This is a genomic window from Comamonas odontotermitis (genome assembly GCF_020080045.1).
GTDB classification, from domain to species: domain Bacteria; phylum Pseudomonadota; class Gammaproteobacteria; order Burkholderiales; family Burkholderiaceae_C; genus Comamonas; species Comamonas odontotermitis.
Window position 1 is genome coordinate 567,943 of the sequence record NZ_CP083451.1, and the last position, 19,986, is coordinate 587,928.

Sequence of the window (19,986 nt, forward strand, 5' to 3'; positions counted from 1 at the left end):
AGGAACCGTTTCATGACTGCCACCGCTACCTCCGCACCATCCGCCATCCGCGTAGCCATTGCTGGCGCCAGTGGCCGCATGGGCCACATGCTGATCGAAGCCGTACTGGCCAGCCCCGACCTGCGACTGACCGGTGCGCTGGATGCCGCAGGCAACCCCAGCCTGAGCACCGATGCCGGTGCTTTTCTGGGCAAATCCACGGGGGTTGCCGTGACGGCCGATGTGGGCCAGGCGCTCGCCAATGCCGATGTGCTGATCGACTTCACCCGCCCCGAGGGTACGCTGGCCCATCTGGCCGTAGCGGCTGAAAAAGGCGTGGGCGTGGTCATTGGCACCACGGGCTTCAATGACGTGCAGAAGGCGCAGATTGCCCAGGCGGCCGAGAAGACCGCCGTCGTCTTCTCTCCGAACATGAGCGTGGGCGTCAACGTCACCTTCAAGCTGCTCGAGATGGCAGCCAAGGCGCTGCAGGACGGCGGCTATGACATCGAAATCATCGAAGCGCACCACAAGCACAAGGTGGATGCGCCTTCCGGTACGGCGCTGAAGATGGGCGAAGTGATTGCCGATGCCCAGGGCACCAAGCTCGCCGACCGCGCCGTGTACGAGCGCTATGGCGATACCGGCGCGCGCGTGGATGGCAGCATCGGTTTTGCCACCGTGCGCGGCGGCGATATCGTGGGCGACCATACCGTGCTGTTTGCCGGCGATGGCGAGCGCATCGAGATCGCCCACAAATCCAGCAGCCGTGCCGGTTACGCCAAGGGCAGCCTGCGTGCGGCGCGCTATCTGGCGCAGCACAAGCGCGGCCTGCACAGCATGTATGACGTGCTGGGCCTGAACCCATAAGCCTGCAGGGAGCGGCACATGACGACATGGCAATGGCTTTCGCAAGCGGACGGTGTGGCCCGTGGCACGGCCGTGGTGCTGCTCATCATGTCGGTCATCAGCTGGGTGCTGATTCTCTACAAGGCCTGGTGGCTGTCGCGCGCACAGCGCGATACCGCACGCGCCACCAGCGCTTTCTGGCAGGCCAGCAGCTGGGAGCAGGCGCGCACCCAGTTGCCGGGTTTTGACCGCGCAGCGCTCATCACACCAGCGGTGGATGCCATTGAAAACATTGTTGGCGGCATCCCCGCTGCGCAGCACAGTCTGGCAGTGGCCAGTGGCGCGCAGGTGCAGACCACGCGCCTGCTGCGCGAGGTGCTGCAATCGGCCAGCCACCGCCTGCAGTGGGGGCAGACAGTGCTCGCCACTATTGGCGCCACGGCACCCTTTGTCGGTTTGCTGGGCACGGTCTGGGGCATTCACCACGCGCTGGCGGCATTGGCCGGGGCCGATCATGTGAGCCTGGAGCAATTGGCTGGCCCGGTGGGGGAGGCCCTGGTGATGACGGCCGCAGGCCTTGCCGTGGCACTGCCAGCCGTGCTGGCCTACAACCTGCTGGGCCGCAAGGTGGCGCAGGTGGAAGAGCAGCTCGAAGGATTCGCCCTCGACATGCAAACCTGGGCCTTGCAGCAGGGGGTACAGCCCCATGCGGCGGTGGCAACCATCCCTACACCGCAAACGGCTATGGATTACATAGCAAACGTGGGTAGCCGCTGACGCGGCGCAGGCACGGCCATGGCATTCGGACGCTTCAGCAAACCCGCGAGCCACCCGCCCATCAGCGCCATCAATGTGACGCCGCTGGTCGATGTGATGCTGGTGCTGCTGGTGATCTTCATCATGGCGGCACCCCTGCTGGCCGCGTCCATTCGGCTGGATCTGCCCAAGGCTGCCAGTGCGACCGCCGACAACCCCCCTGCAGCCATCGCCGTGCAGATGAACGCGAAAGGCGAATTGTTTGCCGATGGCAAGGCGACGGATCTGGCCGCACTCAAGGCGCTGCTCAAACAGCAGGCCGAACGCAACCCGCAAACCGAGGTGCAACTGTCCATTGACCAGAGCCTGCCTTATGCGCGGGCGGTGGAATTGATGGACGCCGCGCAATCCGCTGGCCTCTCCCGCATGGGGTTTGTGGCGCAACCGGCGGCCGCTTCGCCCGCCGCGCAAAGCCGCTGATATTCTTGCCCGTGCAGGCAGCACCTGCGTCGCCTGCCGGTATCGCCTATCGATACTTGCCTGCGCCATGCGCGGGCAATGAATGGTATTGGCTACAGTGCTGCAGCATGATCGATGCATCCCCAAACGAGGAGAAGTGATGGATTCAAGCCTCTACCAAGCAGCCGCGCAGGCCGCGCCCGGCGACGGCAAGGCCGCCCGGCTGTACGCATTGGCGGTGTCGCCCGGTGCGCCGCAGGCCCTGGCACGGCGTGTGCGCTGGGGCTTGATGCTGGTGGCTGCGCTGCTGCTGGCCAGCGGGCTGATCTTCTGGGTGGCTGCCAACTGGCAGGGGCAGTCGCGCCTGTTCAAGCTGGGCCTGATCGAGGGAGCACTGGCGCTGTCGGTACTGGCGGCCTGTGCTTGGCCACGCGCCAGGGTGCCCGCGCTTCTGTGCGCCACATTGGCGCTGGGCGGGTTGCTGGCCTACGTGGGCCAGACCTACCAGACCGGCGCAGACGCCTGGCAGCTGTTTGCCGTGTGGGCGGCGTTGTCGCTGATCTGGGTGGGCCTTGCGCGCAGCGATGTGCTCTGGACGGTGTGGGTGCTGGTGCTGGCTACCGGTATCGTCACCTGGTCGGGCCGGGTGGATCTATGGAATGTGTTTTTTCTGGACCGGGAACAGCTGCCGCAACTGCTGCTGCGCATGGCGCTGTGGCTGGGCCTGGCGCTGGTACCTGCGGTGGTGTCGCTGATTCCGTGGCTGCGGGTGCAGGGGGGCGTAGCCTGGTGGTCGCACCGCATGGCACTCGGCCTGGCGCTGGCAGCCTGGGTGGGCATTGGGATAGTTCAGGTATTCGATTTTGGTGGCAAGCACACCGCGCTGGGCTGGGTGCTGCCGGCCGTGCTGGTGGCGGCCACCTTGCTGGTGTCGCTTTACGGGCGGTTTCAGGACTTTGTGGCGGCCAGCCTCGCGGCGCTTGCCGCCAATGTGCTGGTGCTGGCGCTGGTGGCGCGCTGGCTGGCAGACGGCAGCGATCTGGACGCATTGGTGGTGTTTGGCCTGATCGCCTTGGCCTGTCTGGGTGGCTCGGTGCGCGGCCTCATTGCAGTGCAGCAGCGCATGCGCGCTTTGCCTGCGGCAGAACGGGAGGTGGTGTGATGGCCGGTTTGCGATCTTCATCCGCATGGTGGGCGGTGGCCCGCCAGCAGGGTCTGGTGCACACCGATGCACCTGCTGACGATACCCATGAGCCCGGGCCGCTGCTGATCGGCCTGGCCATGCTGGGGGCGCTGGCCTGTCTGCTGCCTCTGGGTGTCTTTTTCGCACTGGCATTGGACGAGCGCTTTCTGGTGGGCCCTGGCGGCCTGGTGACAGGCACGCTGGCGCTGGCCATTGGCGGCTGGCTGCTGCGCGGCTACACGCAAGCCTTTGTCAATTGCGTGGCTCTGGTCCTGTGGGCACTGGGGGGTGGGCTGCTGGTTTTCTACCTGGGCGATTCGCTGTTCGATTCGCGCCCCGGAGCGCTTTTTCTGTGCGCCCTTGCGGCTGGCTGGGCCATCGGTGGGGCCTGGCTGGCGCAGGCGCGCTGGATCCAGTCGATCATGGGCGTGTGCTGGGCGGCGGCTGCATATGCATTTCTCAGCATCTTGGAGAGCTTTGTGCCGGTGCTGTGGAGTCTCCAACTGGGCAGTCTGCTACTGGCAGCCCTGTGGTGGTGGTGGCTGCGTTCCGAGCCCGCGCGGCTGGCAGGGCCGCATCAGTGGTGGTCGCATCCGCGCTGGGCGGCGTTTGCCGATGCTGCCGTGGTGGGCGTGCTGGGCTCTGCTCTGTGGGGTTTTGGCCGCTGGTGGTGGCTGACCAGTTGGGCGGGTGTCTCAGATGCGGATGCTCCGGGTTGGGGTGATGTGGTCACAAGCGCATGGATATTGAACCGGGGCATTGCTGCAGCGGTGACCTTGCTGGCCACGGTGCTGCTGGTGCAAACCTGGAAGTCGCGCGGCGTGGCGCAAGCCCGGGACCGTGCAGAGGGTGCGGACGCTTCTGGCGGCCGGTTGCAGGCCCTGTTGTACCTGGCGGGCGCGCTGCTGGCTGCGGCTGCCTGGTTCAGCACCAGTCTGGCCGCTGTGGCGTTGGTGGCCGCCGGCGCGCTGCTGGGTGCGCGCTGGCGCATTGCCGTGCTGTGCGCGGCCATTGCGCTGTTTCTGCTGGGCCAGTTTTACTACTACCTGGGCTGGCCCCTGGCCGTCAAAGGCCTGGGGTTGGCGGTGCTGGGGGCCGCATTGTTGCTGGGCCTGTGGCTGCTGCGCCGGGCAACGGCCACTGCGCCTGCAAGCCAGGGCGTGGCGGGCGGCGGGCCATCCGCCAAGGGCCAACTGGCATGGCTGCTGGCGGGGGCGGTGCTGGTGTTTGGCCTGGTGAACTGGGACGTGCGTGGCAAGGAGCAGGTGATCGCTTACGGCCAGCGCATTCTGGTGCCGCTTGTGCCGGTTGATCCGCGCTCGCTGATGCAGGGTGATTACATGGCACTCAATTTTTCGCTGCCGCAAGAGGTGAGCGAAGGCCTGGAAAACGTGCTGACCCCCGTGCAGCGGGTGCGTGCCAGTGTGGATGCACAGGGCGTTGCCACGGTGCTCTCTCTGGCAGACAGTGGTGCGCAGCCTGGGCGAGGCGAGGTGATTCTGCCGCTCAAGCAGCTCAAGGGCCGCTGGGTGCTGGTGACGGATGCCTACTTCTTCCCCGAAGGGCAGGGCGCGCATTTTGCACCCGCCAAGTTTGGCGATTTTCGTGTACTGCCCGATGGCCGTGCCTTGCTGGTGGGGTTGGCCGACAGCGAAGGCCGCGCGGTGGAGCCGCTGCCGGTGCGCTCCATCTGGGAGATCGCTCCCGTGCCAAGCAGCACGGAAGCCACCGAGGCAACGGAAGCCGAACTGACGCAGGCCCCTGCCGCCATGGATGCCGAGCCTGCCTCGGCAGAGGCGAAGTAGGGGGCGCCTGGAACTCAGCTGTCCAGTGCCCGTACCTCATTCTGGCGCAGCGCGATCTTCACATCGGAGCCTGATGGGTACTGGAAGGCGCGCAGGCCGAATTCCGGCAGGATGGCCATCAGGTGATCAAAGATGTCGCCCTGGATGGCTTCATATTCCTGCCAGGCCGTGGTGTCGGTGAAGGCATACACCTCCAGCGGCGTGCCTTCGGCGGTGGCCTCCATCATCCGGGCCATCAAGGTCATGTCCTTTCTGAGCTTGGGATGCGCGCGCAGGTACAGGTTGACATAGGCCCGGTAGGTGCCGATGTTGGTGAGCTGGCGCAGGTTGACCACTTCATCGGCCATGTCCGGCGCCCGGGTGGAAAAGTCGTGGTTGTAGGCGGTAATCTCCACCATCTTGCTGTGCAGGTAGGGCGCCAGCAGCTGGATGTGGCCAAGCTCCCCGATCTCGGTTTCGGAGAGAAAGCGGATGCTTTCCGTATCGATGCGCAGGCTGCGTTTGATGCGGCGGCCGCCGGATTCGGACATGCCGCGCCAGTTCTTGAAGCTGTCGCTCATCAGCCGCCATGTGGGGATGGTGGTGATGGTGTTGTCCCAGTTGCGGATCTTGACGGTGTTGAGCGCCATGTCTACCACCGCGCCGTCGGCACCCACCTGGTCCATCTGCAGCCAGTCGCCCACCCGCAGCATGTCGTTGCCCGAGAGTTGCACTCCGGCGGTGAAGGACAGGATCGTGTCCTTGAACACCAGCATCAGCACCGCCGACATGGCGCCCAGCCCGCTGAGCAGGATGAGGGGTGAGCGGTCGATCAGCACGGCCACCATTACGATACCGGCCACCAGCGTGATGAGCAGCTTGCCCAGTTGCACATAGCTCTTGATGGAGCGTGTGCTCTGGTCGACCTGCAGCCTGTCTTCGTTGCGCTGCAAAACACCATCGAGTACGGCCATCAAAAGGCGCGCCACCTGCAGCACGGTCACCGCAATGGCAACATTGCGCACCACGGTGGATACCATCAATGGCAGGTGCGGCACCGCGCCGATGCCGGTCTGGATGACCAGCGATGGCACGACCTGTGCAGCTTTGGTGAGCACGCGGTCGTCCAGCAATGTGCGCAGCCAGTTGGTTGCATTGGGGGCGTTGCGCAGGCGCGATACTGCTTTCAACAGGCCGAACCGCACTACGGCACGCAGCACATAGGCGAGCACCACCAGGGCGGCAAGGCCCGCCGCAGTCTGCATCCAGGGGTCGAGGTCGTTGATGGCATCCCAAGTCACAGGCAAGAATCCTTTCCGGCGCGGTTGACGCGGCCAGTTATCAAAACAGGAGCGGTTGGCGCAGTCTCGGCGCGCACCAGCCATGTATCTGCAGGGTATTTTTGCACGCAGTCCCAAAACCGCATGGCGGGCTGCGGCACTAGCAGCACACGGGGCTATGGCGATGCGCCTACAATCTTTGCCCAATTGTTGGCCCATTGAATCCCCGATGGGCATGGCCCCGCAAAACGCTGTGGGCAGCCGCTTGTTCCAGACCCGTTCCATGCAAGAGAAATACAACCATTCCGACGTTGAAGCCGCAGCACAGAGCCAGTGGCAAGCCCAAGATGCCTATCGCGTGAGCGAAGACGCAGGCAAGAAGAAGTTCTACGCTTGCTCCATGCTGCCCTACCCCAGCGGCAAGCTGCACATGGGCCATGTGCGCAACTACACCATCAACGACATGCTCACGCGCCAGCTGCGCATGCAGGGCTACAACGTCTTGATGCCCATGGGTTGGGATGCCTTCGGGCTGCCGGCCGAGAACGCCGCCATCAAGAACAAGGTGCCCCCTGCGCAGTGGACCTACGACAACATCGCCTACATGAAAAAGCAGATGCAGGCGATGGGTCTGGCCATCGACTGGAGCCGCGAAGTGGCCACCTGCGATCCGGATTACTACAAGTGGAACCAGTGGCTGTTCCTCAAGATGCTGGAAAAGGGCGTGGCCTACCGCAAGACCCAGACCGTGAACTGGGATCCGGTGGACCAGACCGTGCTCGCCAATGAACAGGTGATCGATGGCCGCGGCTGGCGTACCGGCGCGCTGGTGGAAAAGCGTGAGATCCCCGGCTACTACCTGGCGATCACCGATTACGCACAGGAGTTGCTTGACCACGTGCAAATGGGCAACCCCAAGGCGACCCTGACCGGCTGGCCCGACAAGGTGCGCCTGATGCAGGAAAACTGGATCGGCAAGAGCGCCGGCGTGCGCTTTGCGTTCACGCATGACGTCAAGGGCGCTGATGGCGCGCTGATCGGCGACGGCAAGATGTACGTCTTCACCACCCGTGCCGACACCATCATGGGCGTGACCTTCTGCGCTGTGGCGCCCGAGCACCCCTTGGCCTTGCACGCGGCAGCTGGCAAGCCCGAGCTGGCCGCCTTCATCGAGGAATGCAAGAAGGGCGGCACGACCGAGGCGGAGCTGGCCGTCAAGGAAAAGGAAGGCAAGCCCACGGGCCTGTTCGTCACCCACCCCATCACCGGCGCACAGGTCGAGGTGTGGATTGGCAACTACGTGCTGATGAGCTATGGCGATGGCGCCGTGATGGGCGTGCCTGCGCACGACGAGCGCGACTTTGCGTTTGCCAACAAGTACGGCCTGCCGATCCAGCAGGTGGTGGCGGTGGAAGGCGAAGGCCCCTACGACAGCAAGCAGTGGCATGACTGGTATGGCGACAAGGAGCGCGGTGTTCTCATCCACTCCGGCGCGTTTGACGGGCTCCATTACAAGGACGGCGTGCAAGCCGTGGCCAAGGCGCTCGAAGCCAAGGGCCTGGGCGAGCTCAAGACCACCTGGCGCCTGCGCGACTGGGGTATCAGCCGCCAGCGCTACTGGGGCACGCCGATCCCCATCATCCACTGCGAAGACTGCGGCCCGCAGCCCGTGCCCGAGAAGGACCTGCCGGTTGTACTGCCGCAAGATCTGGTGCCCGATGGTTCGGGCAATCCGCTGATCAAGAGCGAAGCCTTCCACGCGGGCGTGGTCTGCCCCTGCTGCGGCAAGAGCGCCCGCCGCGAGACCGACACCATGGACACCTTCGTGGATTCGTCCTGGTACTTCATGCGCTATTGCGACGCGAAGAACAGCGAGCACATGGTGGCCGACGGCGCCGACTACTGGATGCCGATGGACCAGTACATCGGTGGCATTGAACATGCCATCCTGCACCTGCTGTATGCGCGTTTCTGGACCAAGGTGATGCGCGACCTGGGCCTGGTGAAGATCGATGAGCCGTTCACCAAGCTGCTGACGCAGGGTATGGTGCTGCGTGGCGCGTTCTCGCAAAAACTGCCCACAGGCGCCAAGGCGTACTACTGGGAGCATGAAGTCGATCTCATCACCAACGACAATGGCGTGGTGATTGGCGGCACCCTGAAGGCCGATGGGTCGAAACTCGATTACGAGATGACGACCATGTCCAAGTCCAAGAACAACGGTGTCGATCCGCAGGATCTGATCGAGAAATACGGCGCTGATACCGCGCGCCTGTACACCATGTTCACCGCGCCACCCGAGTTGACGCTGGAGTGGAACGAATCGGCCGTGGAAGGCAGCTACCGTTTCCTGCGCCGCGTGTACAACTTCGGGGTCAAGCTGAATGCTCCTGAATTTGTAGCTATTCGCGCTAATGCATTGGGCGCTGATGGGCTCAAAGGCGTCCAATTCAGCAAGGAAGCCAAGGCACTGCGCCTGGAAATCCACACCGTGCTCAAGCAGGTGGAATACGACTACTCGCGCATGCAGTACAACACTGTGGTTTCCGGTGCGATGAAGATGATCAACGCGCTGGAAGACTTCAAGGCCCTGGACAGCCAAGGTGGCCGCGAAGCTGTTGTCGAAGGCTTCGGCATCCTGCTGCGCGCGCTGTACCCCGCTACGCCCCACCTCACGCAGATGCTGTGGAATGCGCTGGGCTACGACAAAGCCATGGGCGGCCTGCTGGATGCGGCCTGGCCGCAGGTCGATCCGCAGGCTCTGGTGCAGGACGAAATCCAGCTGATGCTGCAGGTCAATGGCAAGCTGCGCGGCTCCATCGTGGTGGCAGCCGGCGCCGACAAGGCCGCCATTGAAGCTGCCGCGCTGGCCAATGAGGAGTTCCAGAAGATCGCTGCGGGCGCGGTGCCCAAAAAGATCATCGTGGTGCCGGGCCGCCTGGTGAACGTGGTAGTCTAAGCGCATGAATAGACGCACGCTGCTCACTGCCCTTGCAAGCGCGCCGCTGCTCGCGGCGTGCGGTTTCAAGCTGCGCGGATCGGTCGATTTCGCCTTCAAGTCGCTGTACTTGAACGGTGCGGCCAATTCGCCCTTTCTCAAGGAACTGCAGCGCAACCTCGAAGGCGTAGGCGCGCTCAAGGTGCTGCGCGACCCGACCGAGGCCTTGCAGGCCGAAGCCATCTATGACGATCTGGGCCAGCGCCGTGAGCGTGTGGTGGTGTCGCGCAATGCCGCAGGCGAAGTGCGTGAACTGCAGATTCGCCTGTTCACGCGCTTTCGGGTGCGCGACCAGAAGGGCGGCTACTACGTGACCGAGGCGGAGCTGATGCAGTACCGCGAAATCAGCTACGTGGAAACCTATGCGCTCTCCAAGGCCAACGAGGAAGAGATGCTGTTCCGAGACATGCAGACCGATCTGGTGCAACAGATCGTGCGGCGCCTGTCCATCGTCAAGACAGTCACCACCACGGATTGATGGCACTGTGACATGGTGTCGATTGCTATTAGATATATAGCAATCAACGCTTGTGTGGAGGCCGCCAGCAGGCAGAAAACATGCAAATTGCCCTGAACCAGTTGACCGCCCAGCTCGGCAAGGGCCTGCGCACGCTCTACACCGTGCATGGCGATGAAGCCCTGCTGGTGCAGGAGGCCGTGGATGCGATCCGTGCCGCCGCCCGTGCGGCGGGGCATAGCGAACGCAACAGCTTCACCGTGGCCGGTGCGCATTTTGACTGGAGCGCCGTGCTCGCCGCAGGAGGCAGCCTCTCGCTCTTCGCGGACAAGCAGATCATCGAGGTCCGCATTCCCAGCGGCAAGCCGGGCAAGGACGGCAGCGCCGCCTTGCAGCAACTGGCTGAAAGCAGCGTGGGCAATGATGCCACGCTCACCATCGTCATCCTGCCCAGGCTCGACAAGGCGACCAAGACAGGCGCCTGGTTTGCCGCATTGGAGGCCAATGGCGCGACCATCCAGGTGGACAGCATCGAACGCGCGGTGCTGCCGCCTTGGATTGCCCAGCGCCTGCAATTGCAGGGCCAGCACGTCAAAAGCGGCGAAGAAGGCCAGCGCACCCTGGCTTTTTTTGCCGACCGTGTAGAGGGCAATCTGCTTGCCGCACACCAGGAAATCCAGAAGCTGGGCCTGCTCTATCCTCCGGGCGAGCTGGCATTCGAGCAGGTGGAGCAGGCCGTGCTGAACGTGGCGCGCTATGACGTGTTCAAGCTGTCGGACGCCGTGCTGTCCGGCCAGGTGCTGCGTACCGAGCGCATGCTCAGTGGCCTGCAGGCTGAGGGCGAGGCCGAGGTGCTGGTGCATTGGGCGCTGGCCGAGGACATTCGCGCGATGAAGCGCGTCAAGGACGCGTTGCGCAATGGCCGTCCCATGCCCATGGCGCTGCGCGAAAACCGTGTCTGGGGCAACAAGGAGCGCCATTTCGAGCGCGTGCTGCCGCGCATCAGCGACGCGGCCGTCGCCCGGCTGCTGCATTCGGCCCATGCCGTCGATGGCATTGTCAAAGGCCTGAAGGTGCCCGAGTGGCCCCAGGATGGCTGGCAGGCGCTGCACCGCCTCGCATTGCAGACCTGCAAGGCCTGTGCGCAGGGGCGCTGACTCCGATTGCCCGCTTTTTCACATGCACCCAAGCCCGCATCTGCGGGCTTTTTTCTTGGCCTCTGGCAGGTTCAAATGTAAAGCGAGCGAAGAAATTGCTCTGCTATGTAAAGTGATAGCACGATCATCCACCCACTCTATGAGCCCATATGTAACGTCTTTTTTGACTGTCATGTAAGGATTTCAGAGGGAGTGTTTCACAGAACATTCATTCAAGAATCTAGATGTTTCAAATGTCATTAATTTGACTTGAATCATTTGGTTGCAATCAGTCACCGCAGTGCCATTTTAGGCAGGTACAAATGCGACCTGAGACAAGATAGTTTGAATGCATATTTGTGAGGTGAAGATGAAATACCCGCAAAACATGGCCATACAGGCCATTTTCCGTTTTGGCGTGCAGAAGTGGATGGCTGCATTGGCGGTGGCTGCTTTTCTGCCTGCCGTGCAGGCGCAGAATAACCAGCAGGTCATCATCAGCGGCGGTGCGGTGAATATCTCTGGCCCCGGTGCGCATGCGGTGATGAATATCTCGTCCACCAAGAATATCTCTCATATTCGAGGAAATAATCAGGTGGCTGTGGTTAATGGCGCGGTGGTGAATTCTGCCATGTTTGGCGCGTACAGTGAGTTGAATATTGCGTCACGCAATGGGGGATCCGGTGCTGGCAACCAAGTGGTGTCCGTGGGCGGGCCTGTAGTCACCCAGGCTTCCGGCATGGGCGTGCGCAATGTGGTGAACATTGGTGGCCGCTGATAGCTGCAGCTGTCAGGGTCGTTGATGAAGTTCGGTTGCTCCGAAGTGGAGGGACTGATTGCAACAGTGCTCCTACAAGCACTCTTTTATTTCAGTAACGAGGAGTTTTTATGAAAAAAGTTATCGCTGTTCTGGTGTCTGGTATGGCAATCGCATTTGCCGCTCAAGCCGAGGTGAAAATCGGTGGAAATAATGACCAGAAGGTCACCGTGAAGAACGGCGCCGTGGCCAATATGGCTATTGGTGCTGGCGCAACGGCCAAGCAGAATCTGGCATCCAACAAGGGTAATGTCAATATTGGTGGCAACAACAAGCAAGAAGTTTCGGTGACCAATGGTGCGGTGGCCAATATGGCTATCGGTGCCATGACCAAGGCTGAGCAGAATCTGGCTTCGAACGACGGCAAGTAAATCGCCGGTATTGCTTTGATCAAAGAATGGGGTGATTGATTCACCCCAATTCAATTGCAAGGGAGGAGCATATGAAAACAGGTTTTATATGCGCTGCGGTATTGGGCCTGGCATGTGGTCTGGTGCAGGCACAGCAGAAACCACCAGCGGGTCGCAATGGGCTGGATCCTGCATCTCGTAACAAAGTGGTGAACGTCATGGCGCGCGACAACATGGGCGAAAAGGATGTACGCGCCAACATCGAACGCGAAATGGTCACCAGTCCGTCGGGCAAGAACTGCACCACCAATGTGGGCACCCAGCCCAAGGTGAACGAGGGCATCGCGGGTATCGGCAACCGGTACGGCGGCGGCAACACCGACCAGGTCACGGTAGTACGCGGCTCCGTCATCAATATTTGCAAGTAGGCATGGCGGCGCTGCTGCACAGATCCTGCGTCCGAGGGGTGCCGGGGCCGACGAGTACGGCGGCTGATACCGGACATACATAACGATTTTATAAATCATGCAAATTTCCTACCTCCGCCACGCCTTGTTGTGGCCTTGCGTGCTGGCGCTGTCGGCCTGTGCCATCGATCCGGGCCTGTCGGATCGCAAGGACATCATTGAAAAAGGCATCACCGAGCAGACTCCGCTGGTGACGCCTACGAAATCGGCATCTGCCATGCGTGAAGGGCTGGCCTGCATGGACCGCATGCTGGCGGCCGAGCAGGTGCCTGCAACCTTGATTGCCGTCAAATCAATTCCGGACCCTTCGGGGCTTTTCAGCACCGGCACCAAGGAAATGCTGATCACGGCCATCTCACGCATGTCGCGTACCAGCCAGGCTTTCCGCGTGGTCGATTACGAGGTGGATGCCTTGAAGCAGGACACGGTGCAGACCATGACCAGCCTGCTGCTCAACAATGGGCAGATCGAGCTGCGCAAGCCGCAGATCTATATATCGGGCGCCATCAGCTTCGGCGACAAGACGGTGGTATCCAAGCGCCGCAGCATTGGCGTTTCCACCGCGAATACCGATACCGGCTACAGCTGGGATGTGCTGGGATCGGTGGTCGGGCTCGATCTGCACCTGGGCGACATGAATTCGCGCACCTTGTACCCGGGCCTCGATTCCGCCAATGAGCTGGTGGTGGCTACCGGTGGCAAGGGGGTGGAGATTGGCGGGCGTGCAACGGGGTTGCCCAAGCACATCTACCGCATGGGCGTGCAGTACGAGGTGGCAGCAGACAACAACCAGGGCGCGGGCGCTGCGGTGCGTCTGCTGGTCGATCTGGCGGCCATCGAATTGGTGGGCAAATGGGCCAAGATTCCGTACTGGCAGTGCATTGATTACGAACAGAACCACCCCGAGTTCAAGCGCCAGATGCGCGCCTGGTACGAAGAGCAGACTGCAACGGACCGCATCAACCTGGCGCAACGGGTGCTCCAGGCGCAGGGTGTATGGAGCGGCCCTGTCGATGGCAATGATTCCACCGCATTGCGCAATGCATTGGCCACCTACCAGGCATCGCTGGACATGACCCCAGTGGGCACTGTGAACTTTGAAACCTACACCGGTCTGTTGCGCAATTACGTGGGCATGTCGGCAGAGGACAAGCTGGCATCGAGCTATTCGCCGCAAAGCAATGAACTCAAGCTGCGCGAGCATGCGCTGCCCATGAACGAGCCTGCGCACAACGGATTGACCGTGGCGTTGCTCGGCCAGAAGGAGCCCAGGCTGCAGATTGGCAACTCGGTCGTGCTGCGCATTGCGCCGGCGCGCTCCGGGTTCCTGTACTGCTACTACAAGGACGCGGCCAACGTGGTGTCCCAGATATATCCCAATCCGCAGCAGCAGGCGGTGGTGGCGCAGGGCAATATGGGGCTGATGGTGCCTGATGTGTCGCAGTCCAATTCGTTCCTGATCGAAACTGCACGGGCGGGAACCGAGCAGGTGTACTGCGCGATGACCGCCAAGCCCCTGACCGGGCGGGTACCGGCTGCCTTGACCAATGCCAAGCTGGAGCCGCTCGTTGGCGTAACCACCATCGAGACCGTGCAGCAGCAGGTGCAGGCGCAGGAGGGCGTGATCGCCCAATCGACCCTGCAGTGGGAAGTGGAAGGCCCTGTGGTGCTGGCGCCCGCCGTTCCTGAGAAAACGCCGCGCCGCGGAAAGCGCTCATGAAAGGGGCGATGCAACATTGGCGACGTTCGGTGTTTGCCACCGGCCTGGCGCTCTACGGCCTGAGTGCCATGGCGGCGATCGTGCTGCCTCATAGCGATGGCGGCGGCGATGCAGGGAGTGCTGCGGCGCCTGCAGCGCAATCCTCAGGTGGCGCAGGTGGCAGTGCATCCATCCGTGTGCCGGCACCCAGCCGCTCGGAGGCCAGCCTGCAGGTGCTGCGCCGTCAGGCCCAAGAAGGCGACAGCCGGGCGCAGGTGGAACTGGGCCTGTACTACTACCGCAATGCAGGCCTGCCGCAGGCGGGTGCGCAGGCGCGGCAGTGGTGGGGCATGGCCGCCGCCCAGGGTGATGCCCGTGCCATGGCGGGCCTGGGTTACATGCTGGGGACGGGCACCGGCGGGGTGCGTGATGTGCCCGCCGGTCGGCAATGGCTGCAGCGGGCATCGGAGGCGAGTCTGTCCAAGGCGAGCTACCTCCTGTCGCTGGTGGAGCGCCGCATGACCGGGCCCAAGGCTGCACAGCAGGCGCGCCTGCTGCTGGAGCAGGCGGCGCGGGAAGGCGATGCCATGGCCCTGAATGACTTGGGTGTGGAACGTGAACTTGATGGCCGCATGGCAGAAGCCAAGGAACTGTACGTGCAGGCCGTCGCCAAAGGGAGCCAGACGGCGCAGCAGAACCTGAATCGGCTGGCCAATTACCAGCGGGCCAGTGAATCGGAACAACTGGCTCGCTTGCGCGCCCGGGCCGACGACGGCAGTGCCGACGCGCTGCTGGAACTGGCCTACCGCTACCACCTGGGGCGGGGGGTGCAGCGCAATTTTGCGACTGCCATCCAGTATTACCGGCGCGCGGCGGATGCCGGATCGTCCAAGGCGCGTGAATTTCTGGGTCTGATTTTCAGCCGCAGCAACGAAAAGCAGGCGGTGATCGACGAGGCCTGGATGCAGGAGCTGGCTGCCCGCATCAACGCCGTGGCGCTGAAGGTGGAAGAAAAGGCGCCTGCACAGCTTCCCGACCGGCCGGTGCGGGTCGCAGATCCGCTGGCCGACCTGCTGCGCCAGGCCTTTGTGATGCCTGAGGCGCCAGCTGTGCCTCAGGCGGAGCAGCCATGGCCTGCCGAAAGTACAACCGATACCAACAGCCCGTCGCCCATCGCGGTGCAGACGGAGCCGACCGAGGGGCCGCAGGCACCTGCACGCCTTCCCGGCGCGCCGGTGTCTGATGATGCAAGCAATGCACTGCTGTCGCAGTAGTGAGAGAAAGGAAGAAAACCATGCAACAAACAACATGGGTACGCGGCGCGGCCGCATGCAGCGCCGCATTGGTGGCCACGCTGGCTGCGGGCAGCGTATGGGCGCAGGGCGCCGTCATATCGGCCCCCGGCGTGGATGTGCGCGGCGGAGCCAGTGGCGCGGCGGTCATCGTCAACGGCTCGGTGGTCAATGCAGCATCGGGCAAGGGCGCCGTGGCGGAGACGAATATTCCCGGTCGCAGCACCACGGTGCGGGGCTCGGGCTCCGGGGGCGCCGCCGTGGTGGTGGAATCTACCGGCAGCCAGACGGTGACCGTGCAGAGCAGAAGCCATGGCCGAAAGCCAGCAGGCAATGGGCGCGAGCATGTGAATGCCGACATGGCCAACTCCAACCTGGCCAATGCCAACTTTGCTGGCCATAGCTTCACCAATGTGGACATGTCCAACTCCAACCTGCAGGGCGCCAATTTCCAGGGCGCAGAGCTGGTCAATGTGGACCTGAGCAATTCCAACCTGTCGGGCGCCAACCTGTCAGGTGCATCGCTGGTGAATGTGAGTCTGGACGGCGCGCTCACGACGGGCGCCATCTGGACCAACGGCCGACGCCGCTGAAGCGCTTCTCCCATGCAAACGGGCCGCGCAATGCGGCCCGTTTGTCCCGGGCGGCGTTGCCTGCCGCCCGTCTACTGGCTGTCTGTGCCGGGTACCTGTTGCGCCTGGTGCTCGGTCAGTTTTTCCTCGATCACCTTCTCTCCCTCAAAGCCGGCCACTGCGGCCATGGCCTTCTTGAGAAAGCCGGCGTCTGCATCGGCTTTGGACAGTGCTTCTTCGGCAACCACGGCGCCAATCACTTCGTTGAGCAAGCCCATTTTGCGACCTCCACGCCCCTGGGGCGCTGTTGATGAGATCCTCAAGGTAGCATCGGCGCGATGCGGGTGCGAGTGCATTTGCAGGCCTTTACCTGCATTTATCTTTCTTTAAATGTGCGCGTATTGTTTGCAAATCTTTCGATATTGCTGTGTACTGCTTTAAGTCGGTAATAAGCTGGCGCGCGGCGAAAAGGCGCTTAGGCGGTCTCACCCAGCCTGGCGCTGGCCTTGTCCAGCCAGAGCTTCAGGCTGTCGGTCAGGTCCTTCTGGCTGAAGGAGCAGCTTTCTTCGTCAAACAGGGCGCTGGATTCCAGCCGGTCCAGCAACTGCAGCAACACCTCTTCAAACTTGGGCGGAAGAGCGCCCAGCAGATCGGTATAGGTACGGGCCTGCTGGCTGAGCGCCGAGGCATCCATGTGGCCGGCGCCAAAGTGCTCCAGCGCGTCCTGCAAGGCTCCCAACTGGCGTAGTGCGGTCGATTGCATGCGGGTCTCCTGGTGGCTGTTTATGGCCCGAGTGTAGAGCGCATTTGGCGCCCGCCAGCATGGGATTTGCCTGGGGCCGTTCACTGAGAACGTGCTCACCAGCGCTGCAATGCAGCAAATGCGACAATAGCGGCATGAACGCCCTGAACATCGCGGAATACATGCAGACCCTGGGTTTGCAGGCAAAACAAGCCTCTGCGCAGATGGCCAAAGCATCTGCTGCTACCAAAAACAAAGCCCTCCTGGCTTTGGCGCGCCTGCTGCGCGCGCAGACCGAGGCACTGCAGGCGGACAACGCCAAGGATCTGGAGCGCGCCGTCGCCAATGGGCTGTCCGCGCCGATGGTTGATCGCCTGCGTCTGAGCCCCAAGGTGCTGGAGACCTGCGCCCAAGGTTGCGAGCAGTTGGCGGCCATGCCCGATGTGATTGGCGAAGTGCTGGGCATGAAGCAGATGCCCAGTGGCATCCGTGTGGGGCAGATGCGTGTGCCCATCGGCGTGTTCGGCATGATCTATGAAAGCCGCCCGAACGTGACGATCGAGGCTGCCAGCCTGTCGATCAAGAGTGGCAACGCCTGCATTCTGCGCGGCGGCTCCGAGGCCATCGAGTCGAACAAGGCACTGGCTGCCCTGGTGGCGCAGGCGCTGGCAGAAGCGGGCCTGCCTGCCCAGGCGGTGCAACTGGTGCAGACCACGGACCGCGAGGCCGTGGGCCAGTTGATCGCCATGCCCGCCTTTGTGGATGTGATCATTCCGCGCGGCGGCAAGGGCCTGATCGAGCGCATCAGCCGCGACGCCAAGGTGCCCGTCATCAAGCACCTGGACGGCAATTGCCACACCTATGTCGATGATCCCTGCGATCTGGACATGGCGCTGAAAGTGGTGGAGAACGCCAAGACGCAAAAATACAGCCCCTGCAATGCCACCGAGAGCCTGTTGGTGGCGCGGGGCGTGGCCGCCGGTTTCCTGCCCTGCATTGGCGCGGTGTTTGCCGCCAAGGATGTGGAAATGCGCTGTGACGCCGAGTCGCTTGCGCTATTGAAAACGGTGCAAGGTGCGCGCACGGTGCAAGCGCAGGAGCAGGATTGGAGCGAAGAATATCTGGCGCCGATCATCTCCATCAAGATCGTGGCGGGGGTGGATGAAGCCATCGCCCACATCAACCAGTATTCCAGCCACCATACCGAGGCGATTCTGACGCGTGACCACATGCATGCGCAGCAATTCCTGCGCGAAGTCGATTCGGCAAGTGTCATGGTCAATGCCAGCACGCGCTTTGCCGACGGCTTCGAGTTTGGCCTGGGCGCCGAGATCGGCATCAGCACCGACAAATTCCACGCACGCGGCCCGGTGGGTATTGAGGGCTTGACTTCGCTCAAGTACATCGTGCTGGGTGAGGGCGAAGTGCGAGGCTGATGCTTCGGCGGATGCTGCATTGCTGACAATGGTTGGCAATGGCGCACCCGACAGCACACCGGCGTCGCCATTTGCCGACACGGCCGCTGCACGGCACCACGTTATGATGCGGCCGTTCAGGCGCGGCACTGGCGTGGTGCGCCGCTTTTAACACCGGATTGCCCCAGAGTGAAGGGCGGCCCCTGCAAGGGGTTGCCATAGACAGTGCGTTGAAGCGCAGGGGCATTTTTTATGAAAATTCTGATCTTGGGCGCGGGCCGCGTCGGCGAAAGCGTTGCGGAGAGCCTGCTGGGCGAAAAAAACGACATCACCGTCATTGACACGGATGGTGTGCGCCTGCGCGATCTGGAAACCCGCTTTGACCTGCGCGGCGTGGTGGGCAATGGCATCAGCCCGGATGTGCTGGCCGAGGCGGGTGCCGCCGACACCGACATGCTGATTGCCTGCACATCGCAGGATGAGACCAACCTGGTGGCTTGCAAGGTGGCGCAGGTTGTCTTCAATATTCCCACCCGCATCGTGCGCGTGCGGTCGATTGCATTGAAGAGCCACCCTGCCTTGCTGGAAGAGGGCGGTTTCGGCGTGACCCATGCCTTCTGCCCCGAAGAGGCCCTGATGGGCTACATCGGCAAGCTGGTGCGCTACCCCGAGGCCTTGCAGGTGCGGGAGTTTGCGCAGGGTTACGCGGCGCTGGCCTCGGTGCGCGCGCGCGGCGGTGCGCCGCTGGTGGGCCTGAGCGTGGCCGATGTGCAGCAGAACCTGCCGCAAGGCGCCGTGCGCGTGGTGGGTATCTACCGCCGCTTTCACCACGAGGCCGACCGCCTTGTCTCGGTGGAGGGCAGCACGCGCATCGAGCCGGGTGACGAGGTGTTCGTGCTGTCCGACAAGGAACACCTGGGCGATGTGCTGGCGGCGTTCAACCGCCAGGTGGGCGAGCTGGAGCAGCCCGTGCGCCGGGTGATGGTGGCTGGCGGCGGGCGTGTGGGCATGCGCCTGGCGCGCTCGCTCACCAAGGATTCCAAGCGCTTCCAGGTCAAGATCATCGAAAAGCACGAGAGCCGCTGCGTGTATCTGGCCTCGCGGCTGTCGTCGGATGTGCTCGTGCTGCGGGGCGATGCGACCGACGAGAATCTGATGGAAGAGGAAAACGTCGAGGACGTGGACCTGTTCATTGCCATCACCGACGATGACGAAGACAACATCATGTCGTGTCTGCTGGCCAAGAAGCTGGGCGCCACGCGTGTGCTGGCGCTGATCAACCGCCGCACCTATGCCGACCTGATGCACGGCACCCAGATCGACATTGCGCTGTCGCCCGCGCAGGCCACGCTGGGTGAGCTGCTGGCCTATGTGCGCCAAGGCGATGTGCAGGCCGTGCACAGCCTGCGCCGGGGGGTCGCCGAGGCCATTGAGATCGTGGCGCGCGGTGATGCGAAGACTTCGCGCGTAGTGGGCAAGCGTGTGGGCAGCCTGCGCTTGCCGCATGATGTGCACATCGGCATGATTGTGCGGGGCCTGCCCGAGCCCGATGCGCGCAACACCAATGGCAGTGAAGCGCCGGAGCGCGAAGGCCAGGCGACCGATGCGAAGGAGCCGCCCCAGGTGATCGTGCCCACCAGCGGCACCATCATCCAGAGCAATGACCACGTGATCCTGTTCCTGCCCAACAAGCGCCTGGTGCACGAGGTGGAATCGCTCTTCCGGGTCGGAGTCACCTTCTTTTAGGCGCC

Annotated in this window: 19 protein-coding genes; 16 read left to right on the forward strand and 3 right to left on the reverse strand. The window is 62.9% G+C overall.

Going from position 1 to position 19,986, the window contains the following annotated elements:
* Positions 1-12: 12 nt before the first annotated feature.
* The 5 genes from dapB (at position 13) to LAD35_RS02610 (ending at position 5,031) form a co-directional block, all read left to right on the forward strand.
* On the forward strand, positions 13-849 hold the full coding sequence (dapB, locus tag LAD35_RS02590; RefSeq protein ID WP_224151177.1) for a 4-hydroxy-tetrahydrodipicolinate reductase: 837 nt from the start codon (positions 13-15) through the stop codon (positions 847-849).
* Between the two features lie 18 nt (positions 850-867).
* On the forward strand, positions 868-1,605 hold the full coding sequence (locus LAD35_RS02595; protein ID WP_224151178.1) for a MotA/TolQ/ExbB proton channel family protein: 738 nt from the start codon (positions 868-870) through the stop codon (positions 1,603-1,605).
* Between the two features lie 18 nt (positions 1,606-1,623).
* Entirely contained in the window at positions 1,624-2,064 is a 441-nt protein-coding gene (locus LAD35_RS02600; RefSeq protein WP_224151179.1) for an ExbD/TolR family protein, read from the forward strand.
* A 139-nt stretch (positions 2,065-2,203) separates the two neighbouring features.
* A complete protein-coding gene (locus LAD35_RS02605) occupies positions 2,204-3,205 on the forward strand; it encodes a DUF2157 domain-containing protein (RefSeq protein ID WP_224151180.1) in 1,002 nt (333 codons plus the stop codon).
* Complete coding sequence (locus LAD35_RS02610) at positions 3,205-5,031, forward strand: GDYXXLXY domain-containing protein (protein ID WP_224151181.1); 1,827 nt, start codon at positions 3,205-3,207, stop codon at positions 5,029-5,031. Before LAD35_RS02605 ends, LAD35_RS02610 begins: the two co-directional genes overlap by 1 nt.
* A gap of 14 nt (positions 5,032-5,045) precedes the next feature.
* Here LAD35_RS02610 and LAD35_RS02615 read toward each other — a convergent pair whose 3' ends face one another.
* The gene (locus LAD35_RS02615) at positions 5,046-6,275 is read right to left on the reverse strand and encodes a mechanosensitive ion channel family protein (protein ID WP_377780157.1); all 1,230 of its coding nucleotides are present in this window, start codon (positions 6,273-6,275) and stop codon (positions 5,046-5,048) included.
* A 298-nt stretch (positions 6,276-6,573) separates the two neighbouring features.
* On the opposite strand from LAD35_RS02615, the gene leuS reads away from it, so the two are divergent.
* From leuS to LAD35_RS02660, 9 genes are all read left to right on the forward strand, one after another.
* Positions 6,574-9,249 carry a leucine--tRNA ligase gene (gene leuS / locus LAD35_RS02620; protein ID WP_224152568.1) on the forward strand — a complete coding sequence of 892 codons (2,676 nt, stop codon included), beginning with the start codon at positions 6,574-6,576 and terminating at the stop codon, positions 9,247-9,249.
* 4 nt (positions 9,250-9,253) lie between these two features.
* Positions 9,254-9,766 (forward strand): LPS-assembly lipoprotein LptE, encoded by a 513-nt coding sequence (locus LAD35_RS02625; protein ID WP_224151183.1) that lies wholly within the window; start codon positions 9,254-9,256, stop codon positions 9,764-9,766.
* A gap of 80 nt (positions 9,767-9,846) precedes the next feature.
* Positions 9,847-10,902: a DNA polymerase III subunit delta gene (gene holA, locus LAD35_RS02630; protein ID WP_224151184.1), complete on the forward strand. Its 1,056-nt coding sequence runs from the start codon at positions 9,847-9,849 to the stop codon at positions 10,900-10,902.
* Positions 10,903-11,251: 349 nt separating this feature from the next.
* Positions 11,252-11,659: a hypothetical protein gene (locus LAD35_RS02635; protein ID WP_224151185.1), complete on the forward strand. Its 408-nt coding sequence runs from the start codon at positions 11,252-11,254 to the stop codon at positions 11,657-11,659.
* Between the two features lie 110 nt (positions 11,660-11,769).
* The gene (locus LAD35_RS02640) at positions 11,770-12,069 is read left to right on the forward strand and encodes a hypothetical protein (RefSeq protein WP_224151186.1); all 300 of its coding nucleotides are present in this window, start codon (positions 11,770-11,772) and stop codon (positions 12,067-12,069) included.
* A 71-nt stretch (positions 12,070-12,140) separates the two neighbouring features.
* On the forward strand, positions 12,141-12,476 hold the full coding sequence (locus LAD35_RS02645) for a hypothetical protein (protein ID WP_224151187.1): 336 nt from the start codon (positions 12,141-12,143) through the stop codon (positions 12,474-12,476).
* Between the two features lie 97 nt (positions 12,477-12,573).
* Positions 12,574-14,235 carry a DUF4384 domain-containing protein gene (locus LAD35_RS02650; RefSeq protein ID WP_224151188.1) on the forward strand — a complete coding sequence of 554 codons (1,662 nt, stop codon included), beginning with the start codon at positions 12,574-12,576 and terminating at the stop codon, positions 14,233-14,235.
* A gap of 8 nt (positions 14,236-14,243) precedes the next feature.
* Positions 14,244-15,488, forward strand: coding sequence for a tetratricopeptide repeat protein (locus LAD35_RS02655; protein ID WP_224151189.1), 1,245 nt, complete (start codon positions 14,244-14,246; stop codon positions 15,486-15,488).
* A 20-nt stretch (positions 15,489-15,508) separates the two neighbouring features.
* The gene (locus LAD35_RS02660; protein ID WP_224151190.1) at positions 15,509-16,099 is read left to right on the forward strand and encodes a pentapeptide repeat-containing protein; all 591 of its coding nucleotides are present in this window, start codon (positions 15,509-15,511) and stop codon (positions 16,097-16,099) included.
* Between the two features lie 71 nt (positions 16,100-16,170).
* Here the strand turns inward: LAD35_RS02660 and LAD35_RS02665 are convergent, their stop codons facing one another.
* Together LAD35_RS02665 and LAD35_RS02670 are read right to left on the reverse strand one after the other, a co-directional pair.
* A complete protein-coding gene (locus tag LAD35_RS02665; protein WP_224151191.1) occupies positions 16,171-16,356 on the reverse strand; it encodes a hypothetical protein in 186 nt (61 codons plus the stop codon).
* Positions 16,357-16,553: 197 nt separating this feature from the next.
* On the reverse strand, positions 16,554-16,841 hold the full coding sequence (locus LAD35_RS02670; RefSeq protein ID WP_224151192.1) for a hypothetical protein: 288 nt from the start codon (positions 16,839-16,841) through the stop codon (positions 16,554-16,556).
* Between the two features lie 134 nt (positions 16,842-16,975).
* On the opposite strand from LAD35_RS02670, the gene LAD35_RS02675 reads away from it, so the two are divergent.
* Together LAD35_RS02675 and trkA are read left to right on the forward strand one after the other, a co-directional pair.
* The gene (locus LAD35_RS02675; RefSeq protein ID WP_224151193.1) at positions 16,976-18,256 is read left to right on the forward strand and encodes a glutamate-5-semialdehyde dehydrogenase; all 1,281 of its coding nucleotides are present in this window, start codon (positions 16,976-16,978) and stop codon (positions 18,254-18,256) included.
* Positions 18,257-18,487: 231 nt separating this feature from the next.
* Positions 18,488-19,981 carry a Trk system potassium transporter TrkA gene (gene trkA, locus LAD35_RS02680; protein WP_224151194.1) on the forward strand — a complete coding sequence of 498 codons (1,494 nt, stop codon included), beginning with the start codon at positions 18,488-18,490 and terminating at the stop codon, positions 19,979-19,981.
* Positions 19,982-19,986 lie beyond the last annotated feature (5 nt).

Coding starts and splice junctions, on each gene's coding strand:
- dapB (WP_224151177.1), top strand. CDS start 13: ATGACTGCCACCGCTACCTCCGCACCATCCGCCATCCGCGTAGCCATT.
- LAD35_RS02595 (WP_224151178.1), top strand. CDS start 868: ATGACGACATGGCAATGGCTTTCGCAAGCGGACGGTGTGGCCCGTGGC.
- LAD35_RS02600 (WP_224151179.1), top strand. CDS start 1,624: ATGGCATTCGGACGCTTCAGCAAACCCGCGAGCCACCCGCCCATCAGC.
- LAD35_RS02605 (WP_224151180.1), top strand. CDS start 2,204: ATGGATTCAAGCCTCTACCAAGCAGCCGCGCAGGCCGCGCCCGGCGAC.
- LAD35_RS02610 (WP_224151181.1), top strand. CDS start 3,205: ATGGCCGGTTTGCGATCTTCATCCGCATGGTGGGCGGTGGCCCGCCAG.
- LAD35_RS02615 (WP_377780157.1), bottom strand. CDS start 6,275: ATGCAGACTGCGGCGGGCCTTGCCGCCCTGGTGGTGCTCGCCTATGTG.
- leuS (WP_224152568.1), top strand. CDS start 6,574: ATGCAAGAGAAATACAACCATTCCGACGTTGAAGCCGCAGCACAGAGC.
- LAD35_RS02625 (WP_224151183.1), top strand. CDS start 9,254: ATGAATAGACGCACGCTGCTCACTGCCCTTGCAAGCGCGCCGCTGCTC.
- holA (WP_224151184.1), top strand. CDS start 9,847: ATGCAAATTGCCCTGAACCAGTTGACCGCCCAGCTCGGCAAGGGCCTG.
- LAD35_RS02635 (WP_224151185.1), top strand. CDS start 11,252: ATGAAATACCCGCAAAACATGGCCATACAGGCCATTTTCCGTTTTGGC.
- LAD35_RS02640 (WP_224151186.1), top strand. CDS start 11,770: ATGAAAAAAGTTATCGCTGTTCTGGTGTCTGGTATGGCAATCGCATTT.
- LAD35_RS02645 (WP_224151187.1), top strand. CDS start 12,141: ATGAAAACAGGTTTTATATGCGCTGCGGTATTGGGCCTGGCATGTGGT.
- LAD35_RS02650 (WP_224151188.1), top strand. CDS start 12,574: ATGCAAATTTCCTACCTCCGCCACGCCTTGTTGTGGCCTTGCGTGCTG.
- LAD35_RS02655 (WP_224151189.1), top strand. CDS start 14,244: ATGCAACATTGGCGACGTTCGGTGTTTGCCACCGGCCTGGCGCTCTAC.
- LAD35_RS02660 (WP_224151190.1), top strand. CDS start 15,509: ATGCAACAAACAACATGGGTACGCGGCGCGGCCGCATGCAGCGCCGCA.
- LAD35_RS02665 (WP_224151191.1), bottom strand. CDS start 16,356: ATGGGCTTGCTCAACGAAGTGATTGGCGCCGTGGTTGCCGAAGAAGCA.
- LAD35_RS02670 (WP_224151192.1), bottom strand. CDS start 16,841: ATGCAATCGACCGCACTACGCCAGTTGGGAGCCTTGCAGGACGCGCTG.
- LAD35_RS02675 (WP_224151193.1), top strand. CDS start 16,976: ATGAACGCCCTGAACATCGCGGAATACATGCAGACCCTGGGTTTGCAG.
- trkA (WP_224151194.1), top strand. CDS start 18,488: ATGAAAATTCTGATCTTGGGCGCGGGCCGCGTCGGCGAAAGCGTTGCG.